The 23,672-nt window shown below is 39.1% G+C and carries 23 protein-coding genes; 3 read left to right on the forward strand and 20 right to left on the reverse strand.

Features of this window, described 5'->3' with window-relative positions; genetic code table 11:
• Window positions 1-15: 15 nt before the first annotated feature.
• Window positions 16-792, forward strand: a complete 777-nt coding sequence (locus BMX21_RS09495) for a transglutaminase domain-containing protein (protein ID WP_034490124.1) — start codon at window positions 16-18, stop codon at window positions 790-792.
• A 153-nt stretch (window positions 793-945) separates the two neighbouring features.
• Here the strand turns inward: BMX21_RS09495 and BMX21_RS09500 are convergent, their stop codons facing one another.
• The 5 genes from BMX21_RS09500 to BMX21_RS09520 form a co-directional block, all read right to left on the reverse strand.
• Entirely contained in the window at window positions 946-1,869 is a 924-nt protein-coding gene (locus BMX21_RS09500; RefSeq protein ID WP_022756011.1) for an aldo/keto reductase, read from the reverse strand.
• 158 nt (window positions 1,870-2,027) lie between these two features.
• Complete coding sequence (locus BMX21_RS09505; RefSeq protein WP_022756012.1) at window positions 2,028-2,699, reverse strand: DNA alkylation repair protein; 672 nt, start codon at window positions 2,697-2,699, stop codon at window positions 2,028-2,030.
• Between the two features lie 19 nt (window positions 2,700-2,718).
• A complete protein-coding gene (locus BMX21_RS09510; RefSeq protein ID WP_022756013.1) occupies window positions 2,719-3,285 on the reverse strand; it encodes an N-acetyltransferase in 567 nt (188 codons plus the stop codon).
• A 77-nt stretch (window positions 3,286-3,362) separates the two neighbouring features.
• Window positions 3,363-3,704 carry an arsenate reductase family protein gene (locus tag BMX21_RS09515; RefSeq protein ID WP_022756014.1) on the reverse strand — a complete coding sequence of 114 codons (342 nt, stop codon included), beginning with the start codon at window positions 3,702-3,704 and terminating at the stop codon, window positions 3,363-3,365.
• A gap of 30 nt (window positions 3,705-3,734) precedes the next feature.
• The gene (locus BMX21_RS09520; protein ID WP_177173991.1) at window positions 3,735-4,541 is read right to left on the reverse strand and encodes a Cof-type HAD-IIB family hydrolase; all 807 of its coding nucleotides are present in this window, start codon (window positions 4,539-4,541) and stop codon (window positions 3,735-3,737) included.
• Window positions 4,542-4,815: 274 nt separating this feature from the next.
• Here BMX21_RS09520 and BMX21_RS09525 point away from each other — a divergent pair, with 274 nt between their 5' ends.
• Window positions 4,816-6,669 carry a diguanylate cyclase gene (locus tag BMX21_RS09525; RefSeq protein ID WP_092043762.1) on the forward strand — a complete coding sequence of 618 codons (1,854 nt, stop codon included), beginning with the start codon at window positions 4,816-4,818 and terminating at the stop codon, window positions 6,667-6,669.
• 70 nt (window positions 6,670-6,739) lie between these two features.
• Here the strand turns inward: BMX21_RS09525 and BMX21_RS09530 are convergent, their stop codons facing one another.
• The 3 genes from BMX21_RS09530 to BMX21_RS09540 all read right to left on the reverse strand — a co-directional run bounded on the left by BMX21_RS09530 (window position 6,740) and on the right by BMX21_RS09540 (window position 12,051).
• Window positions 6,740-9,535: an alpha-L-rhamnosidase gene (locus BMX21_RS09530; protein ID WP_177173992.1), complete on the reverse strand. Its 2,796-nt coding sequence runs from the start codon at window positions 9,533-9,535 to the stop codon at window positions 6,740-6,742.
• A gap of 342 nt (window positions 9,536-9,877) precedes the next feature.
• Window positions 9,878-11,236 carry an MATE family efflux transporter gene (locus BMX21_RS09535; protein ID WP_092043768.1) on the reverse strand — a complete coding sequence of 453 codons (1,359 nt, stop codon included), beginning with the start codon at window positions 11,234-11,236 and terminating at the stop codon, window positions 9,878-9,880.
• 149 nt (window positions 11,237-11,385) lie between these two features.
• Window positions 11,386-12,051, reverse strand: a complete 666-nt coding sequence (locus BMX21_RS09540) for a GDSL-type esterase/lipase family protein (protein ID WP_092043771.1) — start codon at window positions 12,049-12,051, stop codon at window positions 11,386-11,388.
• Window positions 12,052-12,553: 502 nt separating this feature from the next.
• Here BMX21_RS09540 and BMX21_RS09545 point away from each other — a divergent pair.
• On the forward strand, window positions 12,554-13,459 hold the full coding sequence (locus BMX21_RS09545) for a LysR family transcriptional regulator (protein WP_092043774.1): 906 nt from the start codon (window positions 12,554-12,556) through the stop codon (window positions 13,457-13,459).
• 14 nt (window positions 13,460-13,473) lie between these two features.
• Here BMX21_RS09545 and BMX21_RS09550 read toward each other — a convergent pair whose 3' ends face one another.
• The 12 genes from BMX21_RS09550 to BMX21_RS09605 all read right to left on the reverse strand — a co-directional run bounded on the left by BMX21_RS09550 (window position 13,474) and on the right by BMX21_RS09605 (window position 23,574).
• Entirely contained in the window at window positions 13,474-15,129 is a 1,656-nt protein-coding gene (locus tag BMX21_RS09550) for a CPBP family glutamic-type intramembrane protease (RefSeq protein ID WP_092043776.1), read from the reverse strand.
• Window positions 15,130-15,180: 51 nt separating this feature from the next.
• A complete protein-coding gene (locus tag BMX21_RS09555) occupies window positions 15,181-15,564 on the reverse strand; it encodes a VOC family protein (RefSeq protein WP_092043779.1) in 384 nt (127 codons plus the stop codon).
• Window positions 15,565-15,602: 38 nt separating this feature from the next.
• Entirely contained in the window at window positions 15,603-16,109 is a 507-nt protein-coding gene (locus BMX21_RS09560) for a GNAT family N-acetyltransferase (protein ID WP_092043782.1), read from the reverse strand.
• A gap of 153 nt (window positions 16,110-16,262) precedes the next feature.
• Window positions 16,263-16,991: a class I SAM-dependent methyltransferase gene (locus BMX21_RS09565; protein ID WP_092043785.1), complete on the reverse strand. Its 729-nt coding sequence runs from the start codon at window positions 16,989-16,991 to the stop codon at window positions 16,263-16,265.
• Window positions 16,992-17,034: 43 nt separating this feature from the next.
• A complete protein-coding gene (locus BMX21_RS09570) occupies window positions 17,035-17,781 on the reverse strand; it encodes an aminoglycoside adenylyltransferase domain-containing protein (protein WP_092043787.1) in 747 nt (248 codons plus the stop codon).
• 126 nt (window positions 17,782-17,907) lie between these two features.
• Window positions 17,908-18,936 carry a phosphotransferase enzyme family protein gene (locus BMX21_RS09575; RefSeq protein ID WP_092043789.1) on the reverse strand — a complete coding sequence of 343 codons (1,029 nt, stop codon included), beginning with the start codon at window positions 18,934-18,936 and terminating at the stop codon, window positions 17,908-17,910.
• A gap of 39 nt (window positions 18,937-18,975) precedes the next feature.
• A complete protein-coding gene (locus tag BMX21_RS19935; protein WP_092043791.1) occupies window positions 18,976-20,031 on the reverse strand; it encodes a DUF3795 domain-containing protein in 1,056 nt (351 codons plus the stop codon).
• Window positions 20,032-20,052: 21 nt separating this feature from the next.
• Window positions 20,053-20,277 (reverse strand): GyrI-like domain-containing protein, encoded by a 225-nt coding sequence (locus BMX21_RS19850; protein ID WP_278246705.1) that lies wholly within the window; start codon window positions 20,275-20,277, stop codon window positions 20,053-20,055.
• Window positions 20,255-21,286 carry a S66 family peptidase gene (locus BMX21_RS09590; protein WP_092043793.1) on the reverse strand — a complete coding sequence of 344 codons (1,032 nt, stop codon included), beginning with the start codon at window positions 21,284-21,286 and terminating at the stop codon, window positions 20,255-20,257. The genes BMX21_RS19850 and BMX21_RS09590 overlap by 23 nt, the downstream gene beginning before the upstream one ends.
• A 483-nt stretch (window positions 21,287-21,769) precedes the next feature.
• Window positions 21,770-22,609 (reverse strand): aldo/keto reductase, encoded by an 840-nt coding sequence (locus tag BMX21_RS09595; RefSeq protein ID WP_092043795.1) that lies wholly within the window; start codon window positions 22,607-22,609, stop codon window positions 21,770-21,772.
• 13 nt (window positions 22,610-22,622) lie between these two features.
• Complete coding sequence (locus BMX21_RS09600) at window positions 22,623-22,991, reverse strand: nuclear transport factor 2 family protein (protein WP_092043797.1); 369 nt, start codon at window positions 22,989-22,991, stop codon at window positions 22,623-22,625.
• 61 nt (window positions 22,992-23,052) lie between these two features.
• Entirely contained in the window at window positions 23,053-23,574 is a 522-nt protein-coding gene (locus BMX21_RS09605; protein WP_177173993.1) for a flavodoxin, read from the reverse strand.
• Between the last annotated feature and the right edge of the window lie 98 nt (window positions 23,575-23,672).

Raw genomic sequence — 23,672 nt, forward strand, 5'->3', positions numbered from 1 at the left:
CATTACCTTTAGGTGATGGGTAGTTCACACAGAGTAGATGGTTGTATACTTAGCGGTGACCTGATGACAACTATGTCTGAGAATGACTTGAATACAACTGTGCAAGCATATCTCGCAGGTATAGTCACTGCTGATATGACGAACTATCAAAAACTCCTGGCTGTCTACAATTGGATCATTACAAATTTTGAGTATGGAAATTATTCAGATGTATTTGGATATATGGATTGCTATGGATATACACGTGCATTTGTTTACCTTAGCAGAGGATTGGGTTTTCCGTCATACTTTGTCCACGGAGATGTCCGCACTACAAGCGGTGACTTCACAAATCACGCATGGGCAATTATTAAAGTAAGCGGAACTGAATATCTTTTTGATCCCAATATAGAGGATACAATTCAGCGAAGAAGTAGCTCTTCCACATTGCAACGTTTTGCTGTTACATATTCTTCTATGAATGGCAGATACGTGCCATGCCTGTCTTCCTGTGAATTAGATCTGTGGTCAAGAGTGGACGCTACAGGTTTTATCACACATATCACTGCTGCTCAAGCAGCTGCAAGATTTGCATCATTCATGCCATCTACAACAATTGAAAGCTTAGATTCTGCCTCTTCTAATGCAAATGTAAATTCACTTTTAACCTCTCCTTTGAATAACAATGAGTTTAATGCATACATTTATTACACCAGATATCCGGATCTTCAACAAGCTATCGGACCTAATGCAGAAATGCTCTATTATCACTATATCAATATAGGTAAAAACGAAGGAAGAACTGCAATATAATTCCCGATCTGTTTTATACTTTGTATAAAAGTAGAGGTCATTCTCTCGCGATTGACCTAATGCAAAAATCCCGCCTGCAATACATGCATCATCTTTTGTATGTACTGCAGGCGGGATTTTTTACTATGTGTTTTAATAATTTAAACTTCGAACTTAGACTTGTTTCAGTGCCCTTATCATCGCATCAACATTTTGTTTCATGCGCTCTACGCTCCTTGTGCTGACAACAGCATACACATTCATATCCTGTCCGTATATCCAGGAGAAGGCAACTTGTGATACAGATAAGCCGGTTTCTTTTGCAATATCTTCACAGACTTTAAGACAAGCCATGTTCTCTTCGCTTACATAGGTCTTGTAATTGTCAGATGACATGACTTTTTTGGCCCCTTTATAATCTTCACTTTTAAATCTGCCGCTAAAAAAGCCTGCTGCCATGGCAGAATATGCTATGACCGGCATCTGATTGTCTATGTACCACTTCCTTGCGTCTTCATTGTCATCACCTGCAATAGTGATGCACCCCGGCCAAGGCTCCCTTGTTGGAACAGCCATACTAAAGCATGGGCTTGATACGGCAAAAGGTATAAGGCCGTGGTCACTTGCATACCTGTTGGCCTCTTCTATTCTCTCATGCGTCCAGTTAGATCCGCCAAAACTCCTTATCTTGCCTTCATTATAAAGATCATTTAGAAGTTCAACGATTTCGCCTACAGGAACTTCCGGATCGTCTCTATGCAATAAGTATATATCGACATAATCTGTACATAGCTTATCAAGGGATGTTTTCAGATCTTTCCTGATCTCCTTCTCCCTAAGTCGGCTCCTCCAGAGCATGTCAGGATGTCCACCTTTGGTCAAAAGAGTAACACGCTCTCTGTTATTACCAATCCTTATCCATCTGCCTACAGATTCCTCAGCGCCGCCGTATACTCTGGCTGTATCTATAGCATTAACACCAATATTCACCATCTGCTCGATAAGGTCTGTCCCATCGCCACCTGACTGAAAAGGTTCAGCGGCTGTTCCGTAGAAAATTCTTGATACTTCTGTATCCTTGCCTGCGATTTTGATCATATGGGCCTCCTACTCTTTTTTCCATCATGAAACTTCGCATTTTCCAAACATACATCACTCCTTGTAAATGTTTGACAAATGCGAAGTTTCTATTTTTAATATTCAAAAAACACTTTTGGTAACACCTGGAATATTTGACTTGGCCAGGCTTTATATGTTTATCTGTATTTTTTTAGATGCTCTTTATGCTCATCTGTCACACGGAAGCTTTCCACGGCTTTCTGGATAGCTTTCTTGTGAATCCAGTCATCTAGCTTCCTGCCTTCAATGTATTTAACGCTCTCATCATATTTTTTGGCAAGAGCTGTGGCAAAATACCAGGCAACCATCATCTTAAGGTAGTAGTCATCACCTTCCTTGGATGCAACAAGTTCAAGATACTCGTCCTTAAAATCATCATCAAGGAATTCATTCATGAGCATGCGTATTCCAAAACGCGCAGTATAGACATGGTCTGACGCTATCCAGTTCTTTATATATGGAAGAAGCTTTGCATGATTTTTCTTAAAAGACTTGGGAGTTGCCTGATCGGACACCGGCCAGCAGTCAACATACGGAAGGAACTCCTCAACCTTTTCAATACACTCGTCAAAGTCCTTGATCATAGCTATTATGAAAAAATGTACGAGATTCTCTTCATAATACTTATGAGGAAGCTCTTTTAAAAACTCATCCTTTTCAGGACTGTTAAAAACTTCCTTGGCAATCTTCCTCATATCAGGAGTCCTAACGCCTATGATGGTATCAGGCGATATATTTGGAACAAGCTTTACTTGAAAATCTCTGTACTTGTCGTCTTTTGCTTCTAATAGCATTTCGTATACGCTCATCTGGTCCCCCCCTTCTGATTTATTTTAAAATCCTATAAACGTTCCCTATAAACTTATCTTCAGGAAGAAAACTCCTATAAAATGCCTCATATAGCTCCCAGGTCTTATCTACGCTTTCTATAGTGTTTGCGCCCATTTCAAGGATTATGAACTTGGCTCCGAAGCAGGAAACTTGTAGTCCTGTGTCGCGGCATCCATTCCTTTTATAAAATCCTATCCTCCTTGTCTGGAGATCTGCCAAAGCGCCGTCATCAGTATACTTAGGATTTTCCACTTCTACTATGATACTATCTGCATCATCAAGGTGCTCTGCAAGAAGCGATAAAAGATTCGATCCCTTACCATCATTACGATACTCTGGGAAAATAGCTATATAGTCAAGTAGATAACTATTATCTATCCTGACTATAAAAACATATCCTGTTAACAGATCACCATCGTACAGCCCCATTGCCTCGTATCTGTTTTCTTCAATAAGCTTCAGGATCATATCAAGTGGCTTTAACTCTTCCTTTGGAAAGTCTATAACCATATGCTCTTTATATATTTTTGTAACTAATACTATATCAAGCTGCTTTAACTTCATTTTAAAACTTAACCTCATATCACTAGAATTCACTTGGAACTTGGCCGTACCCAGCATCAAATACGTGCTTGGTCAGATTACTCCCACTTCTTCCATACATCAGGCTGATAGCCTATTGTAGAAAGCTTACCGTTTCTAACGATTGGAGTTTTGATTATATGCTGATTTTCAAGAAGCTTCTCAAGCTTGTCTTCATCAGCTATATATTTAAAAAGGTTAACGGCGTCCTGATCTTTGGCATTTGGATTGACCATCTCTGATAAGCCTCCGTTAACAGCTGCTACAGATGACAACTCGCCCTTACTCATACCCTTCTCATTCATATCTACAAACTGAAACTTAATGCCGCGCTCTTTGAAAAAACGCTGCGCTTTCTTGGTGTCATTACATTTCTTGGTTCCAAATATCTGTATATTCACGTTCTGCTCCTTTTTTCTATAATAAATATATCAATCGATAATCCCCAGTCCTTTTAGTGCCTTATATATGGATGGTTCGTCGTTACTTCCTATCACGCATTCAAACTCTTTTTGCATATCTTTAGGTGCATTGCCCATTAGAAATGGCATCCCAACGGCTCTTAGCATCTGCGCATCATTATAATGATCCCCAAAAGCTGCCGCGCTTTCAAGAGGGATACTAAGATCTGTGCACACACGCTCTATACCGCTTGCCTTAGTGATCCCTCTTCCCATAACTTCGAGAAGTATATCCGAAGACTTAACTATAGACAGCTTGGGGAACCTTTTTTTAAGCTCATCCTCGATATGGCATATAGCTTCAGGTTCGCACATACATAAGAGTTTTCCGACTATAGCGCCTTCCGGAAGTAGATCTATACTTCCCTCCTGTGCATCAACCTCCACTATCTCCTCTTCTATGCGGATGCGCTTATCGCTTCTGTCGTTAACAATCCACAGCTCTTCCGAATAGATGTTCCAGGTACAGTCAAAACCGCTCTCTTCAATATATGAAATGATACTCCTTGCATCTTCTGCGTCAAAACCTTCAGAATACACAATCCTGTCATTCTCATCAATAATAAGCGCACCACTATAACATATCATAGGGCAGACGAAGCCGTATCTTTTGAAGATAGGCCTAACGCCTGAAGGACCTCTTGCTGTTACTATTACAAAAGGTATACCTGATTTTTGCAGATCCATTATAGCCTTATGCGTACTATCAAGCATCCTGTGCCTGCTGTTTAAAAGAGTTCCATCTATATCTGAAAAGACAATCTTTACATCCCTCACTTCAATCTATATCTCCGATCTTTTCTAATATTGATATGTACAGTCACCATTATAATATATCTTACTCTGCTATTCTATGTCATTCTAACTCAAGCTCCCTCTTGATTGGGCAGGTAAGAGTTCTAAGCTAAAAGGCGAGCATACACTATATATTTTTAGCTCAAAACAAATTACAATAGATTGTAGCTATTAATCTTTTTTGACTTCTTGGATTATTCACAAAAACGAACTAAAATAGATATTGTGATGTATTTCACCAAGAGGGAGATTCAGGATGATTAACGGCAAAAAGATCATTGCTTTATGTACATACAGAATATACGAGCCTCAGGAATTTGCTTTTCTTTCTGAACTTAACAAAAGGCTAAAAAGTGCTAACTGTCAGCTTTTCATCTATGCTATGAATTCAGAGATCGGTATTACCAACCGTACTTCTCCTGAAACAGAAGTCTTTGGTCTTATTCCATATGATAAGATTGATGCCGTCATAATCATGAACGAGAAGATCAAAGTTCGTGAAGTAGCCCAAAGTATCATCGACAAAGCTTCTTCCTATAATGTGCCTGTGATCGTAGCTGACGGTCAGTACGACAATGTCAGTATGGTCAACTATGATTATGTCAATGGTTTTGAAAAAGTCGTAAGGCACATCATCGAAGATCACAAAGTAAAAAGGCCTCATTTTATGGCCGGTCATGTCAATAATCCATTCTCAGAAGACAGGCTTAATGTTTTTAAGAAAGTGATCAGTGAAAATGGAATTTCTTTTGACGAAAGTATGGTCAGCTATGGTGAATTCTGGGCCATGCCCTGCAGAGAAGAGACTTATAAGCTGCTGCAAAGAGATACTCTCCCTGATGCTATAATCTGTGCCAATGATATTATGGCTATAAATGTATGCGACGTTTTAAATGAAAATGGTATACGTGTTCCGGAGGATGTCCTTGTATCCGGATTTGACGGGATTGATGAAGCCTTTCTTTCTACTCCGGGTATTACTACTGCTGTATGTGATAATAATAAACTAGCTCACAGTGTATATGACGCTGTTGTAGATATTCTCTCAGGCAAGCCCCTTTCTACCAGATTGGTTGTACCTGAATTTGTAGCAAGTGAATCCTGCGGATGTCCACGGACAGATCTTCATGTCAAGACAACTGTCAGCGAGCTCAACAACCTTTTTTACCATCATGAGGACGAGATACATGTCTACCAGAATATTATCTCCCAGATAATGATGGACAAGGATGTACTTGGTAATATTAAATTCCTTAAGGGCAAATATGCTGAGCATGCTATTGTTATTATAGAAAAATCCTGTTTCGATTTTGAGAAAAACTTCTTCTATGACGATGTCTCAAAAGGTTCTCAGGTAGTAGTCTTCGATCCTTATAACGACGATTATGCCCCGTATCCTTATGAACCATGCGAAGTAGTACCTCATCTTGATAAGATAATGGAACCGGGGGAGCCTATTATATTCAACAGCCTTGTATACATGGATAAATGCTGCGGATTTATATGCTTTTCCTATCCAAGAACTATGCTGATAGATTATAGTCAGACTCCTAACCTTACCAACTGTTTTGAGATGAGTATAGGCGGCTATGTCCTTACCAAGCACCAGAATTACCTTAGGGACAAGCTAAGGCAGATGTATCAAAAAGATGCTCTGACGGGTCTTTATAACAGGCTGGCTTTTCTGTCAAAGCTAAACGAACGTTTCACTGAAGTCAATATAGCAGGTAAAACCGTCAATGTCCTGATGCTGGATCTTAACGACCTCAAAAAGATAAATGATAATCTGGGACATATGGCAGGGGACAAAGCAATCAAAGCTGTTGCAACTTCGCTTAAGGAAGCTGTTCCTGAAGGTTCCGTATGCACCAGAGCAGGCGGCGATGAGATGATCGCCATTATCATAGGCGAATACAATTTGGATAAGATTGTATCAGATATAGAAAGAAAACTCGTAGAGTTCAGCAATAAGCTTGATTTTAAAGTATCTGCAAGTATAGGTACATCAACAGTTAAGTATGAAGGCGGCAAGGATATAATCAGTAAAGCAATAGGCCTTGCCGATGAGCGTATGTATGCTAAAAAAAGAAGCATGAAAACAGCTCAGTAACTAAAACGTCCCAAATCCTCAAGGATACTGCAAGGATTTGGGACGTTTGTGTTACATGTAGGTCATCAGATCACCAGCGCTTTAATGCAAAGATTTTATCATTAACTGCATTTACAACTTCAGGTTTAAATCCCATGTAGAAAAGTGTGGGAAGGGTTCCCAGAGTAAGGTTACCCATTTCCTTATCTTTCTTTTCAATAGCTCCATATGCCTGCGGAAGGTCTTTTTTCAAAAGATCCAGTACTTCCTTATCTCCTGCAAGCTCTGATAGTCTGGTGTTCTCTGAATATATGCATCTATAGTCATGACAAGGCATATATGAAATCTCATAGGTGCCTGCATCAAGTGTTACCTTTCCATCATCATTTATGATAGAAGCATCAAATTCTGATACTGACAGCTTTTCTTTAGAGAATCTTGGAAGTGTTACATTGGCTTTGGCATTGAATGGAACTTCTATGTTAAGAGTAAGTGTTCCATCTTCTGCTATCTTCCAGTTTGATACATATCTGCCTGATGCGGTGGTCATACATGTATTAAAATGCCTGAATCTCATTGATGGCTGAGGGCATATGTCAGCTACCCTGAATCCGGCTTCATGTGGTGTGATGCCACCTATATATTCATACATAAACTGTACGATGGTTCCGTATGAATAGTGGTTTAGTGAATTCATGCCGGTACCTGAGATAGAGCCGTCCTCAAGGAGCGAATTCCATCTCTCCCAGATGGTTGTAGCGCCAAGGTTGACGCAGTAGAGCCAGCTTGGGAAGTTCTCGCTAAGAAGAAAGTGATATGCCAGGTCCATGCGTCCGCACTTAGCAAGTGTAGTACACAAAAGAGGTGCTCCTACAAAGCCGCATTTGATCTGATAGCAGTCCTTGTTAAGTCTTGCTATGAACTGATCTATGAGCTTATCCCTGTCTACATAGATATCGAAGGCAAGAGCAACTATATATGCTGCCTGAGTATCACAGGCAAGTCTTCCTGTCTGTGAGAAGTATTCTTTTAGTATAGCTCTCCTGATCTTATCCGCAAGATCATCGTACTCCTTCCTGTCAGCTTCAAAGCCAAGGCGCTCTGCCATTCTGGCTGTGATCACTGTTGAGCGGTAATAATATACAGATCCAAGATAGCCATCATCAGTTCCGCCCTTGACGCTCTGCTCTGTAATACCATCAAGTCCAAGCCAGTCTCCAAACTGGAATGGAAGTATGAAAAGACCCTTATCGCCATGCTCCTTATCATAGCGGTGCATGTAATCAACCCAGCCCTTCATAAGGCTATAATGCTCTCTCACGTCATCAAGGCTTCCAAATGTATTGTAGAGAACGTTTGGTACAAATGTTCCTACATCGCCCCATATGCTGGCTGTTGCCGCCTGATTAAGACCTGCATTAGAGGGAAGGAAGCTCGCTACAGCTCCGTCGTGACGCTTCGCATCATAATACAGGTCCTTCAGGTATTTATTATAGAAAGCTCTTGTATCCATGTTGTAGCTTGCTGTCTGAGAGAATACCTGTGCATCGCCTGTCCAGCCAAGACGCTCATTGCGCTGAGGGCAGTCAGTAGGCATATCAAGGAAATTGGACTTCTGTCCCCAGATGCAGTTCTCGTAGAGTCTGTTAATTTTGGGATTGCTGGTCTCAATATAGCCTGTTCGCTCCATATCTGAGTACAGGACATTGGAACGGACCTTATCTAATGTAAGTTCATTATCTTCAGGCCATCCCTGGATCCTTATATATCTGTATCCAAAGAAAGTGAATCTTGGATGAACAGTCTCTTTTCTTCCATCTGAGGTGTATACAAATCTTGATCTTGCGCTTCGATAGTTATCTCTGTAGAAATTGCCCTTCTGAAGGACTTCGCCGCAGTCGATAGTGATAACTGTCCCTTTAGGAAAGTCTGCGTCAAACTCCATAACACCGGCGTGGTTCTGACCAAAGTCAATAACAGTCTCGCCAGCAGGAGTATGAATGATCTCTTTGGCAGGAATAACTTCCTTGACGATAACAGGGATACTGTACCTGTCAAGAAGTTTCCTTGTTGCAGGAACTTCTATAGCCTTACCCTTTTCTACGATACCTGCAGATCTGTTGAGGTCTTCGCCGTAGTAGATTCCTGACTCTTTGACATCAGACTCTGCAACGTCCCAGCTTGAATCTGTGCCGATAACTTCGCTCGTTCCATCTTCATATGTCACATGAAGCTCTGCTATAGCTTCCATCCTGTCGCCAAAGTTGACTCCATTATCAAGACCGAAGTTTGACATATACCAGCCCTTGGCAACCTGTATGCTAAGTGTGCAGCCGCTCCTTAGATCATCTGTCACATCAAAGGTGATGATCTGCATGCCTGTCTCATAATCATTGATGTATGGAGTCAGGATCTCATTTCCTATCTTCTTATCATCAATATAGGCTTCAAATACGCCAAGGCAGCTGACATACAGTCTTGCAGCTGTAACCTTCTTTTCAAGATCTATCTTTTTAGAAAAAATAGGATGATAGTCGCCGTCAGCCGCAATCCACTTACCACTCCAGTCTTCGTCCATCTTACCTGTTTCAAAATACTGAATATCTGATACAGCGCTGTCGCCCTTATCACCAGTCACAGTAACTCTCCAGTAATAACGGGTCCTTGGGCTTAGGGTTATATCAATCTTCTCTCCTGTCTGATCCAGGTATTCTGATTCTTTATTAAATATGATATCGGTAAATGCCTTATCTTTTGCAACTTCAAGCTTGCCGGCTTTAAGGATCTTACTATCCGTATCTTCTACGTTCCAGGATGCAATAAGCTTATTAAATTCATAGCCGATGGGATTAACTATTCCATTTAGTTTAGTTCTTGTAATCTTCATATGTATGTCCTCGCAATACTTTATGTTTTGCACCCGACTTATAATCGTAATCATCCAGCATAATTATCCAGCGTGTTTATCCAGCATAATTATCCAACGCGATTACAAGTCTGGCTGCATATTAAAGATTTTTTACTCTTATAGGTTATATTATTATGACCTTGTCTAAAATGCTCATGTTGCCAATATACCACGTATAGGCAAAATAATCACGTACCTGTATGCGACTTTATTTATGGCATAATACGACATATTTTAAGATGTGCCCCGTCACTGCAAATCCCTTGATGATACTGCACCGTCCAAGCGCGAAGTCAGTTAATTAACTATATAAAGGCTTACTCAAGTCTCTCTGAACATAGCTCTTACTGTGAAGCACATGGTGATAAAGCAAGCAAGTCCTCCCACCACATTGCTGATAGGCTCTGCTGCAAAAACTCCGTTTGTTCCCATTTTAAGCAAATAAGGAAGCATGTAGGTAAGTGGCACTACTATGACAACTTTTCTAAAAAGTGAGAAGAATATAGCCTTGCCTTTAAGTCCCAGTGACTTAAAGGTTACCTGACCTGTATGCTGGAATGTCATAAAAATAAATGTCGAGAAGTACAGGTTAAATGCAGGGATAGCATCAGCAAGGATAGTCTTATCATCACTGAATATACCGATTATATAGGCCGGGAAGAATCTGATGATCAACCATATGGATACAGAATAGATCATATCAAGGATAAACATTATCACGATCGCATGCTTTATCCTGCCTGGCCTTTTGGCACCGTAGTTATAGCTTATGATAGGTGATGCACCTTCTGTAATAGCAAGGATAGGTGTCTCCATCATCTGCCTTGCACTATTGACTATTGTCATAATAGATACGTAGATGTCTCCGCCTACAGCTGACAGCACATTGTTACAGGATATCTGAACTACAGCGTTGGTAAACTGCATTATAAAAGCTGCTGTACCAAGTCCTATGATGTTTCTGGCTCTTTTGCCGCACTTTTTGATCTCATCTATGGTCAGAAAGTGAAGTCTGTACTTACTGTCTTTTCTTAACAGGAACTTCATAACATAAGCGGCGGACAATGCCTGTGAGATGATAGTCGCAAGCGCAGCGCCTCTTATTCCCATGCCCAAAAGGAATATGAACACCGGATCAAGGATGATATTGGTAACAGCTCCGACAACGACTGTCGTCATGCCTATCACAGAGAAGCCCTGGGCTGTGATGAAGGGGTTCATCCCTGTTGCCACCATTGAGAAGATGGTTCCAAGAAGATATATACGAAGGTATGGAAGTGCATATACCATGTTCGACTCTGACGTTCCGAAGACGCTTAATATCGGCCGTCCAAACAGCTCTCCGACTGCGATAAGCACAGCTCCTGTCACAACCAAAAGAAAGAATGACGTATTCTGAAGAGCAGCTGCTTCCTTATCATCTTTTTTGCCCCTTGCTATAGAAAAAAGTGGTGCGCCGCCGCTTCCATACATGTTGGTAAAACCGGTGATCAGGATGACTATAGGAAAACAAAGTCCTACTGCTCCAAGAGCTTTCGTTCCTATAATCGGTATTCTTGCAATATATATCCTGTCTACTATGTTGTAAAGAAGGTTCAAGATCTGCGCAACCAGCATAGGCAGCGCTGTCGCAAGTATGTTATTTAAAGTTCTTCCTTTTTCAAAATCAATCTGTTTCATAACTACTTCCTGTTAAAGATTTTTTTCAAACTTCGCACTTGCCAAACATACGCTGCCCTCTGGGGCAGAGCCGATACGACCCGTTTATAATACATTTTCGTATCAGCTCTGCCGAAGCGCGTGTTTGGCAAGTGCGAAGTTTGAGTATGTTATTCAGTAATGTACTCTTTCATATTCTCAAATACTACTTCATATGCATCTGACCACATATGGATTCCGTCTATAGAATATTCTTCTTTGGTCTGTCCATTATCATCTGTAAGACCCTTATTAACATCTATAAAGCTATACCCAAATTCCTGTGCAAGCTCACTTACTGCTTTGTTACTCTCATCAAGCCTTTCAAGCCGCAGCTTTGCAGCCTTGTCAGCATCGGGCCAGGGCTGCCTTGCAGCAACCTGTACATTTACAGGATAGTAGGCCATCATATAGACCTTAGCTTGGGGCAGTCTGTCTTTTATCTGAGTCAGCACCTTGCGATAATCTGATATAAGCTGTTCTGTAGTCTCTTCAGGCCTACTGATATCATTGGTTCCTATGTTGATGAAAATCTTGGATGGTTCTAATTCAAATATCTGCTCTTCCATAGATTCTAGCATCTCAGGAATTGTATATCCACCTATTCCGCGGTTATAGATAACTGTGTTCATGCCATGATTTTGCAGGATCTCATTTATAGGAAACTGCTCCATAAGAGATGAACCTGTAAACAGGATCTGCCCCTTCTTAACCAACCTGTTAAGATGCCGATACCTAACAACCTTATTCCTCTTCTCATTTTGAAAAAAATCACTTATAACTTCTTCTGCTTTCATTGTACACCCTCCCGGTTTTCCAAACTTTCCACTTGTTAAGCTGACGCCCAGCCGGATTTGATGGCACTGGCAGTTTATAAGTGTTATTCGCATCTTGATAGTTTTAGTAATTCAAGGCATGATATCTGAATCTTTATATTCCAGGGTCCAAACTCGCTTCGCTCAAACAGGTGGACCCTATGCGGAATATAAAGATTCATCTATCAAGCTCTTGAATTAACTAAAACTCTCAAAGCTGCTAATAACACTTATAAACTGCCAGTGCCATCAAATCCGGCTGAGTGAAAGATATAGAAAAGTGGAAAGTTTATATATGATATGTATTCTAGCATTCAGCTCTGCTTCAAAGCGCATACAAACCGTCTGCATATATTCTATTTTACATACCGTTGCTATATTAGTGAAATTACTTATAATTATAATTGTATAAGTTATACTAATATTATTAATGTCAACAACACAATAACTCAGACTTCCCATACTACACCTTCAAGGAGTGCATATGATTTCGAATTTGGATTATTATAAGGCGTTTTTTTATGTTGCGACTTATTCGTCTTTTTCTGATGCGGCTAGGGCTTTGTATATATCACAATCTGCAGTGAGCCAGACTATAAGGAAGTTGGAGGAGGAGTTAAGCACAACCCTATTTGTAAGGAATGGCCAGCGGATCGTTCTGACTCCATCAGGCGAGCTTCTTTTTGCCAGGGTTAAGACTGCTTTTAACGAATTTCAAAAAGCCGAGATTGAGATCCAAAACTTTGAATCTATAGCGCAAAATAATATCTCCGTAGGCATTACAGAGACAAGCCTTCGCTACGGCTTTTTTGACTGCCTTGAGAAGTTCAAGAACCGCCATCCTGACGTACATCTGTCCATATCAGGTAACACAACTCCTGAAATGGTCTCATTTTTAAGAGATGGCAAAATCGACTTTGCACTTATGATAATCTCTGATTCTCTGGCAGCTAGATTTCAGGATCTCAAGATGCGAAGATGCTTCCGGATACAGGATATATTTATAGCTTCCAGTAAGATGGATATTGATTTTGATAGAGAATATGACCTCAAAGATCTGCTAAGCTACCCGACAATATCTGTATCACAGATCAGTAATTTCAGGGAAAACATTGATACTTTTTTCCAAGAGAACGGGCTACTGTTTCAGCCAACTTATATCCTTGAAAATATGACTCAGGTTCTTAATTTCACCAAAAGAAAATTTGGCATAGGTGTTTTGCCTTACGCCTATGCCAAAGATGATATCAAAAAAGGAACTATTAGAATCGTAAATACAAAGCCTATTCCCAAAAGGACGGTCTATCTTGTGAGTTTGAAAGATAAAGCTTTATCCAGAATGGGACTTGAGCTATATAATGAATTCAAGGATCTGTCTCGGATGGTATAACAAAACACTGCAATTTATTCTAAATGATCATATGCCTTGTACGCTTCTCGTACCTTATCAGCCAGTTCGAACCTGGCATCACCTGCATACATTGCAGCTTCTTTAAAACACTTTCTTGCCTCGTCTTCTTTACCAAGGCCTTTTTTGGCCAAGCCCAGATCATAGCATAGGCTCATCTTAGAGATTCTGTCTTTGCGACCTATAAGCCTTTGACTAAAAAGTGCTTCGGCCTTTTCATAATCTTCTTCTTTTAATGCAATAAGACCGGTAAGCCCTATAACTATATCACGTGAATTCTTATTTCCTTTGCCCTTATTTATATCTTTAACCAGATCATTTATCTTCTCAAGACACTTCTTTGCCTTGTCTATATCATTTTCGCCAATTGCTATCGCGCCTTCATAATACTCAAATGCTGCTAACCTGATTTTTTTTCTCTTATTCTTATCTCGCAATACTTCAAGCTTATCAAGTGCTTTGCTATACTCTGTAATATATATGCAGGAAGCTACATAATAATTTGACAGAAAGAAATGCTTTCCGGTCTTTCCTCGAAGGAATCTTCGATTATCTTCCAGCTGTTCATACATTTCGCAATATCTGTAAGGATCACAATCTTCTGAGAGAACCCTTGATATATTCAGAAAGAACTTTATTGCCCTGTAGATATATAAAACCACAGCTTGAAAAATAATATAATAAACGCATATAAGCATAAAGTGAGAATTCTGATCATTTCCAAGTAGTATGATTTCCGGAATATAAAGAAATAATCCTACAAAGCTAAGTAGTATCAGCACCATAAATTCAATTATAGCAAAAGCTAATGTAAGAAAATACTTTATCTTTAACCTGTTCCAATATTTTATAAAAAAGTCCGCTGTTTCATTTGCATTCAATTTCTTGGTATCAACCTTAAAATCAGATTCTATAATGATCACACAGGCAAGAATGATACAATACATGCTGCTTAGAATACTACAGATAGGCAGAACATAATGCGACATCTGTGCTCCTGTATTTATAAGAGCATGAGTCATCACGCATAGCCACAGGCTGCCGGACTTTTTATATATAACTGATAATATAAAACAATTAGTAAGAAGCCCTATCAGGAAAAATACTATATCTGAAGCAGAATAAAAATATATGCTTCCATCAATGCAAAAATATAAGATATGCCATAGGCTCCAGGCAATAAAGGTTATGATGGTAGAAGCTGCATATGGAAACCTTTTTTCCATCTCAGGCTGGAAAGTATATCTCCATCCGATTTCTTCTATCCCGCCAAAAAGTATTGCCTTAAGGAATATAAGTAAAGGCATGGCAGGACTTTCGATCACAAAGCCCTCTCCTGTTATCACTGCGGCAAAATCAATTATAAGAAATATTACTATAAGTATATAAAACTTTACCGGCTGTTTGATTTTAAAAAAATCCGTTACTATATCTTTAATAGTTTTATTATTGTATTTGTATTGGAATCGGGCGCCAAAAAAGGCTGTTGAAAGGCCTCCTACTGCTATGAGAAGTAGTCCTATTGGAGATGTATAGCCGATCAAAACGTCATTTACAGCATTAAGAATTACAGCAATGATCGCAACTATCAGAGCCTGTACAAGTGACGGTATCAGGAATGCTGTATATATTTTTTTATTATCATAGTTCATTATTATATTGTCCTTTTTCGTTTATTCAGCCGTCCAAGTGGGAAGGTTGAATTATTCAGTAATCTCAATCTGATTGCCTTCGATTATGGCAATGCAGCTTTCATAATAGCCATCACCTGTTGTCCTTGGGCCACTTACCACTTCAAAGCCGTCCTCTTTTAATCTATCAGTAAGAGTATCAACAGCCTCTTTACTTCCAACAGAAAAAGCTATATGGTTATAACCCGTACGATTTAGCGGTTTCTCCAAGTCCGCCAATTCCGGTCTGGTCATAAGTTCAAGTCTTGCTCCGTCATCAAAGCTTATAAAATACGATTGAAAATCAGTAGTATTATTATGATATCCATCATTAGACGTACCGCCAAGATATTTTACAAAGAACTCTCTGGCAGCCTCTATATCTTTTACATACATTGCAATATGCTCTATCTTCATATTCTCTCCTGTTCACTATTCTATAAACTTGAAGTTGTTTATCTCAAATCCAAACTCATAACATCAAAATCGACATACTCGCTATCAATTTTAAAGAACGCTGGTATCGTACCAGTCTTATTGAATCCATATTTCTCATATAAATGAATAGCAGCTGCATTATCACTACGAACTTCCAAATTGATAATCTCTATTCCATTATCATTCGCATATTCAACAAGGTGGCTCATTAACATTGCGCCTACTCCATTATTCCATTCATCCTTAAGAACAGAAATTCCCATCTCTGCTCTATGTGACATTCTTCTGGGCAGCCCACTTAAATTAGCAGTTCCAACTAACTCAGTATCTTTCCATGCACAGTAAAAAACACTGTGTGGATCATTTGCTACTATCCCAAGAAATTCAGCCTCTTTCTCAATCGGAATACTTACTCCTTCAGCGCCATATGTCAAATTATCAGTCTCCCCACCAATTCTTTTCATATAATTCAAAATCTTTTCCGCATCTCCTGGCTGTGCTTCTTTAATAATTATGTCACCCATCTTGGCTTCTCCCTTACAAACTGCGAATTTATGTCACTGCCTATCATTATATCGAATCCGCCTCCATCACGGAATACATATTCAAATGGCTTTGATTTTTTATTAACTTCTTCTTACTAGATTTTTTGAATTATATATTCAGAATTGCAAGAATCAAATTTTTATAGCTCTCACCATAAACATAAGTTCAGTGATATCTTCTCTCTGGCATTCCATATATCCATCAAGCACAAATCCGCATTGTATCAGACCCCCGAGATATTCTTCCATTGAGTGACCGTATTCGATCCATTCTGAATCATCATAGTCTTTTGAACACCAAGGCATCTTATGAACAGCCTTATAGTAACCGCCATTTTCATCTTCAACGAAGTCGCAAAGATAGTTAACTGGGCTGGGTGCCATAATAATGAACTGTCCGCCATTCTTAAGAACTCTGTAGCACTCTTTGTATACCAATGACAGATCTGGTATATACATTAGTGACGGAGGATTGATGATAAGGTCAAATGATTCGTCCGCAAACATGGACAGATCACACATATTGCCTTTTACTATTTCGATATCAAGATTTTCTCTATCCGCAATCTCTCTGTCTTTATCAAGCATCTTGTTAGAGATATCAATAACAGTTACTTTAGCTCCTGCACAAGCTAAGATTGGTGCTTGCAGGCCGCCTGCACCGGCAAGACAAAGAACACTTTTACCTTTTATGTCCTTCAACCAGCTCTCAGGAACTTCCTTGTCATAGAAACGCAGAATTGGTCTGCCATTTCTTGCTGATTCGAGTTCTTCAGCAGTTGCGCAGGCTGTCCAATCTGCCTGATTGACTACCAGATTATCTATATTTTCTTCTACTTGTTCGAATACATTTTTCATCATTTACTATTCCTTTAATTTTTATATAATTACTCAATATGATTTTTCAATTCTGTATTGCCTGCAACATATATTCAGCGTATTGTTTAGCAATTTCATAGTCATAAGAAACTTCCCTGGCATCAGCATATTCAGCCATAGCTTCTTTGATCAAATCATGATACTCTTCCGAGATATTATTTAAAGCCCATTCACCGCCTTCTTTTTTAGAGAGGACTAATTCTTCTTTCTTGTAAGCAAGGACTCTTGCAAGGTTCAGAGTTATATACATTGTATTATCAACAATGTCTTCCTTGGCTTCAGCAATATCTTCCCATATTGAATCCCTATAATCAGCTTTAGGAACAGGGGCAAAAACTTCTTCTATAGGAAGACCACACAGGCACTTTCCTCTTTTACCAATAATTGTAAAATGAGCTGCCAGATCCTTGTCAGTTCCCTTCATCTTATCAATATAATCTTCTGGATTATCCTTATACCATCCTGTATGCGCTACTGAAAAGTGAAGTTCAAAAGGTGTAGGATAAACAAAAGGCTTGCACACCTTTTTAGTTACAATGCTCATCTCAATGCCCTTTGCCGGTCCAGCCTCATTAACTTCTACAACCATATCCATGAATCTGCGCTTAACATCATCTTGCATAGGCTCGTTCACTACGACAATCATATCTAAATCACTCTTTTGTGGATTATAACATCCCATAACAGCTGAACCATGTAAATATATGCCAGTCAGATTATCCTGTAAAATCTCCTGAGATCTTTTGACAAATTCGTTTATTATCTTTTCCATATTTTTCCTCGCTATAATATATCAAATCAAAAAGAGCATATGTTCTCCATCCCAGAAAACACATGCCTCTATCTTAGCACAACAACAACGTAACCCAACTATGCATAGTATTTATCGCAAAGAAATCTATACAGGTAATGTATGTATCTTTTGATATATATCTTTCATATGTTTATGTACTGCCAACACATCATTTGCTTTGATCATATTTGAAAGACTTTTTTCATCCCAAATAATGTGTCCTGAGTCAAACGCTGTTATAAGAGCATAGAAACTTGGGTACACCTCTTTTTGCTTTTCTGAAAACGGGCGTTCTCGATTGTACCCATCCAGGAAAGCTGAAAGAATGACTTGTTCCTGTTTTCCTTTAAGCTCTTCAGGGTAATTCATTAACCTTGCAACAAAAACAGCCTGCATAATAGCGTCATAATAAAGAACATTATCTCCGCTTCTGTTAAAATCGAACACTCCTATAGATCCGTCTTGGGTCTTAAATAGGTTGCAGTCACTCATATCTCCTTGCACAGCATAACGAGGAGCATTTTCAAAGAGTTTGACTGCTTGTAGACAACTGTTAAGTTCTCGAAGAATCTTTTCATAAAGATCTTCATCAATTGTTCTCAAATAACACTCATTTTCTATGAAAGTTTCAAAACTGAACAATTCGTTCTGTATTAATGGATCGAATAAAATTTCATTACTAATATGATAATCTGCCTGTTCTGAAATGTTATGCATTCTAGCAAGCAGTTCACCAGCCTTTCGGGCAATGCCAGTATCAATTTCCTTGAGCTCGCCATTGACAAAGTCCTCAACTGTAACGATCACTTCATATCCTGAAAAATCATATTTGCGGGCAAAGTGTCCTTCTGACGTATAGATAGCAGGTGTACTAATGCAGTTTTCAATTAAAAGTTTTGCAAAATGGCTTTGAGATTCAATCAAATCAAAAGTAACATCTTGTTCATTCTTGAATCTAATGACTAGTTCTTTTCCATTATCAAGAACAGCCTTAACTATGAGACGTACCTCTTTAGATTCCAGATTGTCCTTTTCGTAATAATATCGTTGTAACTCTACTATTTTTATACATATTCCAGTGATTCTATAGTCGCGTAAGATGTCATTGATATTCTGTATTGTAACCGTAAACATAATCTTATTATTCTACTCCTTGCAGAATCATTTCCTACATCAGGTATCTTCCAGTATTTTCAATCCTTTTTTATAATCCTGTCCAAGAATTTCCTGTGTCTTTTGAAATTCAAATTTTTCATGTAGCCTGTCTTGAACTTTAAGGAATTCCTTCTTGCCATACTTTCGTATGTACAAAGCCTGGGCCTTGGCTGCATTGGCTCCATCGTTTGTAGGAACATAAAAGCCTTTTGGGCAGTTTTCAAGTTCACTGCATTCATAGCAGCCATCTATATTCTTTTCATTGCAGCACTTTACATTCGGGCAAATCCTGCCTTCCGAGCAAGTTGCAAAAGAACATACGTTGTAATTGGTTCTGCAGCCTCCGCACCACTCAGAAAGAAAACAGTGATTACATGATAGTCCACAGATAGCAGTTGGATCAACACCTTTTCTGGCTATTAGGCAGAGTTTGTCTTTTATACGTCTCATAGCCTCTATGTGCATGATCCAATGACGAGAAAAGGGCATCTGGATTAGGCCTTTTATGTCCTTACCACACCAGTAATCTATCAGCCAGAATGCATTTTCGTCTTCGCTGACGCATCCGCTCTTTATAAGCTTTGCCTTTGTTTCGTCAGTGAATTTTTTCTTTAAATCTTTAAACTGCAAATTCTTAAGGATCTGATCGCTTGTATCCTTTACAGTCTTTGCATACAGGTATAGTTCTTGTATATTCAGTTTCTTTGAAAACTCAGCAATCTCTTCTCCTGCAAGTTCATTACCGGTTGTGATGATAGGCGAACCTATTTTTTTAGTATAGCCATCTTTGAATAGTATCTGCTCATCTTCAGCAATCATCTCATGTGCTACGATATCCTCAATTCTGAATATGTGCCATATGGAATATGCCAGCGTCTTACTGTGATATCCTTTTGCATTTGCAAATGGCATCTGATAAAAAGCTTCTTCAGGATATCCCTCAACGATCCATGTGATCTGCTGGAACATTTCTTCTCTGAAAGCTATCAACTTCTCTATTGCCTCAGTATAAGTTTTTTCTTTAGATAAAAGACTCTGTACTTCTTTATTCTTTTCAGACCAATCTTTGTCCATAGCGTAAATATCCTTTCCAGCTTACTGCTTTTTACGAACAGGGATGCAGATTTCGCTCACATAGTCGCTTGACGAGGGATCTCCGGGAAGATAATTCTCTATATCTACATCGGGGATCAGCTCATAATCAGACACTGGAAGCCATTCTTTATATATCCGCTCCCACATATCCTGTATTAATTGTCCTGTTTTTGATTGCTTTGTTTTGTCTTGTTTATACCTACTACTGTACTGCAGATTCCGCAAATCTTATTATTTTTTTATCAAGGTCTATTTCGTATTCTATTCCAAGTGGAAGAATCCCAATAGGCATTGCGTGTCCAATATTTACGTTATATATAATTGGCAGGTTCTCACAATTGAATTCTTTTAAAACAGACAGATAGACCGTCTTATATTCCTCATAGAACTGCTCATCCTGAGGCTTTCCAACTATGATTCCATTGATCGCATTAAGTATTCCCTGTGCACCCAGATTTCGCAGATAATATGTCACATAATCAGGGCTTGGTTTTTCCTCGCTGGTTTCAAGAAGTAGAATCTTTCCCTTCCAGTCACCTACTTTAGGCCAGATATCAGTTCCAACGATCATTGGAAATACATCCAGACATCCACCAAGTAGCTGCCCCTTAATCTTACCAGATCCTGATAACACCTCGTAATGATGTGTTTCCGGCCGTGTCTTGTACTGAGCATTAATGTTTTTTTCATCCCACTCAATATGATCATCAGACCAATAATCGCAAGATGGAACTTCATATCCTTTTGTATCAGAAAAAAGAATGCGTTCTACGGCATCTCTGGTATAATCAAACATCTGGCCATATTCTGCGAACTCTTTCATGATGCAAGGGCCGTAATACGATACAACACCAGCTTTGTTCATAACAAAATGATTAACTGTTGTATCTGAATATCCCATGAAAATCTTGGGATTGTTATGAATAACATCATAGTCAATATAAGGCAGGATTCGTATTGAATCATCGCCGCCAATTGCAGTGATAATGCCCTTGATAGTTGGATCTCTAAAGGCATCCATTAAATCTTTGGCTCGCAGCTCGGGGTTATTATATACAAAGTCACTGCCTTTGAGGGCATGAGGCATAGTAACTACTTCCAGGCCAAAGATCTTCTCAAGGCGCTCCTTGGCAATGTGATATTTATGTATCAGCTTTTCATCGCCTAAGCCGCCCCATGATAAGCTGACAATCGCGACCTTGTCTCCGGGGGTTAATCTGGTTGGTTTTAGCATCTTCAGGACTCCTCTTTTTTAGACTATTTAACGCCTCTGCTTGTTCCGTATTATAACACGACGTAAATGCAACATATCTATTTATGTTACATTTTTTATTTTTTCAGTATTTTTCTGAAAAGTACTTGATTATATGCTAAATTCTATGTATCTTACTACTTAAACGTTTGTGCCGCCTTTTTTATAAGATGAGGTAGGGGTCAAAAGTTCCTTTTGACACCTTATGACTAACGGATTGTTCCGTTTCTACGAAACTCTCACATCTACGTTCCACTCCGGTCGGCGCAAAGCAGACATCCCCCGGATGTCTTGCGCCCTAAAACATTAACTCCTGTGTTTTTCTTTGCCATTATGTTTAATGTTATTACTTCAAAAGTTGTAATAAAAAAACAGCTATCTCTTTCAAAATAACTGTTCTAAAAAAACAGAGGATCCTAAGATCCTCTACACTAAATAAACCTTTATTAAAAAGCCTTTACTATATTATTTTTCAAAATCCGGTTTCCACCCTGCAAACTGAATAAGCTGTTCATCTGTTCTATGATAATATCTCTCGTTCTTATCAAGCTTGGCGATTTCTGCCATCTCTTCATCTGTAAGCTTAAAATCGAGAATATCTAAGTTATCCTTGATATGATCCACATTTTTGCTTCCTGGAATCACTACAAATCCCATCTGTGTATGCCAACGAAGTATAATCTGTGCTGAGGACTTGCCATATTTCTTACCAAGCTCTGCAAATACAGGCTCGTTGATAAGAGATTTATCGCCATGACCAAGTGGATACCAGCTCATAAGCTTAATATCATATTTGTCCAAAGTCTTACGAAGCTCTGTCTGTGTAAAATATGGATGGGCTTCTACCTGAATAAACTGAGGAACAATTTCCCATTTAGTCTGTAGTTCCTCAATATACTTCCCTTCAAAATTCGAAATACCAATGGCTTTAGCCTTGCCTTCTTTATAAGATTTCTCAAGCTGTCTGTATCCTGCAAGCCAATTTCCAGCAGGCTGATGAATGTAAAGTAAATCTACATAATCCACTCCAAGGCGCTCCAATGTCTCATCTACAGCATTGTCATTTTCATATTCTGAAGGCCAAAGCTTTGTAGATAAAAATACATCTTTTCTATCCACTCCGCTTTCCTTGATACCGCGCCCTACAGCACGCTCATTGACATAAGCATTCGCTGTATCTACAAGCCTATATCCCATCTTAAGTGCTTCTCGTACGCTTACTTCTGCATCAACAGGTGATAACATAAATGTTCCAATTCCCACTACTGGGCATTCTAATTTGTTGTTTAATACGATGTTTTCCATATGTAAATCCTCCTTAATATGTTGATGCTCTGGAACTTGTAAACTTCCAGTTTTCATTTTCTTTTCTAAGTGTAAAATCGCCCTGCAATCTCCAGCTTCTTTTTCCTCCACCGTAGACAGCAGCAACTACTCTGCTTTTACCAATCATGGTTGCCTCATCACCTTGAACACTTACTACAATATCATCATGATCAGCCGAATAGTAATTGAAGGTACCATTTTTAAGCCCATTCAAAAACTCATCAGCAGACTGCTTCACACCCGTCATATGGTAAAGGCAATAGTCTGAAGACATAAGACTTCTGAGACCTTCTATATTTTTCTCTATCATATAGTCCCAGTAGTATTTATATAGTTCTGATATTTTTGCTTCTTCATCCATATCCTTATTCCTTCTGCTCTGCTGGATCCAGCCATTACACCATCCTCAAATTCCAATTCCTTTACATCAACCCGTTAGCGGAAAACCACTTCTCTACAGTTGTTTTCGCATTTGCAGCCTGGCTGCCGGTGATTGCAAGTCCATTTTTCACATCTGCGCCTTTAGCATATTTTTTAACATCACGCTCGCTAGAACCCATGCCACTTCCCTCATTTGTGCAAAGAGGAAGAATTTTCTTTCCTGTGAAATCGTATCTTTCAAGGAAGGTTGCTACTGCCATTGGGAATGTTCCCCAGTAATTTGGATAAGCAAGCACGATGGTGTCATACTCATCAATACTATCTAAATACTTTGTAAGCTCTGGACGAGCATTTTCTCTTAAATCTTTTTTGGCTTCATCGATGCAGGTCATGTACACCGGAGAATAAGGATTTAACATCTCAATCTTGAATGTATCTGCATCTATCAGTTCTTTCATCTGGTTAACAACGATTTCTGTGTTTCCGACTTTCACATATCTCATCGCTCCGCCAAAATAATTTTCATCTGCTCTTGAAAAGAATGCTATTAATGTTTTTGCCATTTGAATTTCCTCCATCTAATTTTTCTATAGATAACTGCTTATACCAATTGGTTTTGTCCTTTGTTGTTTACATTATCTCACGCCAGCTTTATAATATC

Origin of the sequence: Butyrivibrio sp. TB, from assembly GCF_900110805.1 — a bacterium.
GTDB lineage: Bacteria > Bacillota > Clostridia > Lachnospirales > Lachnospiraceae > Butyrivibrio > Butyrivibrio fibrisolvens_C.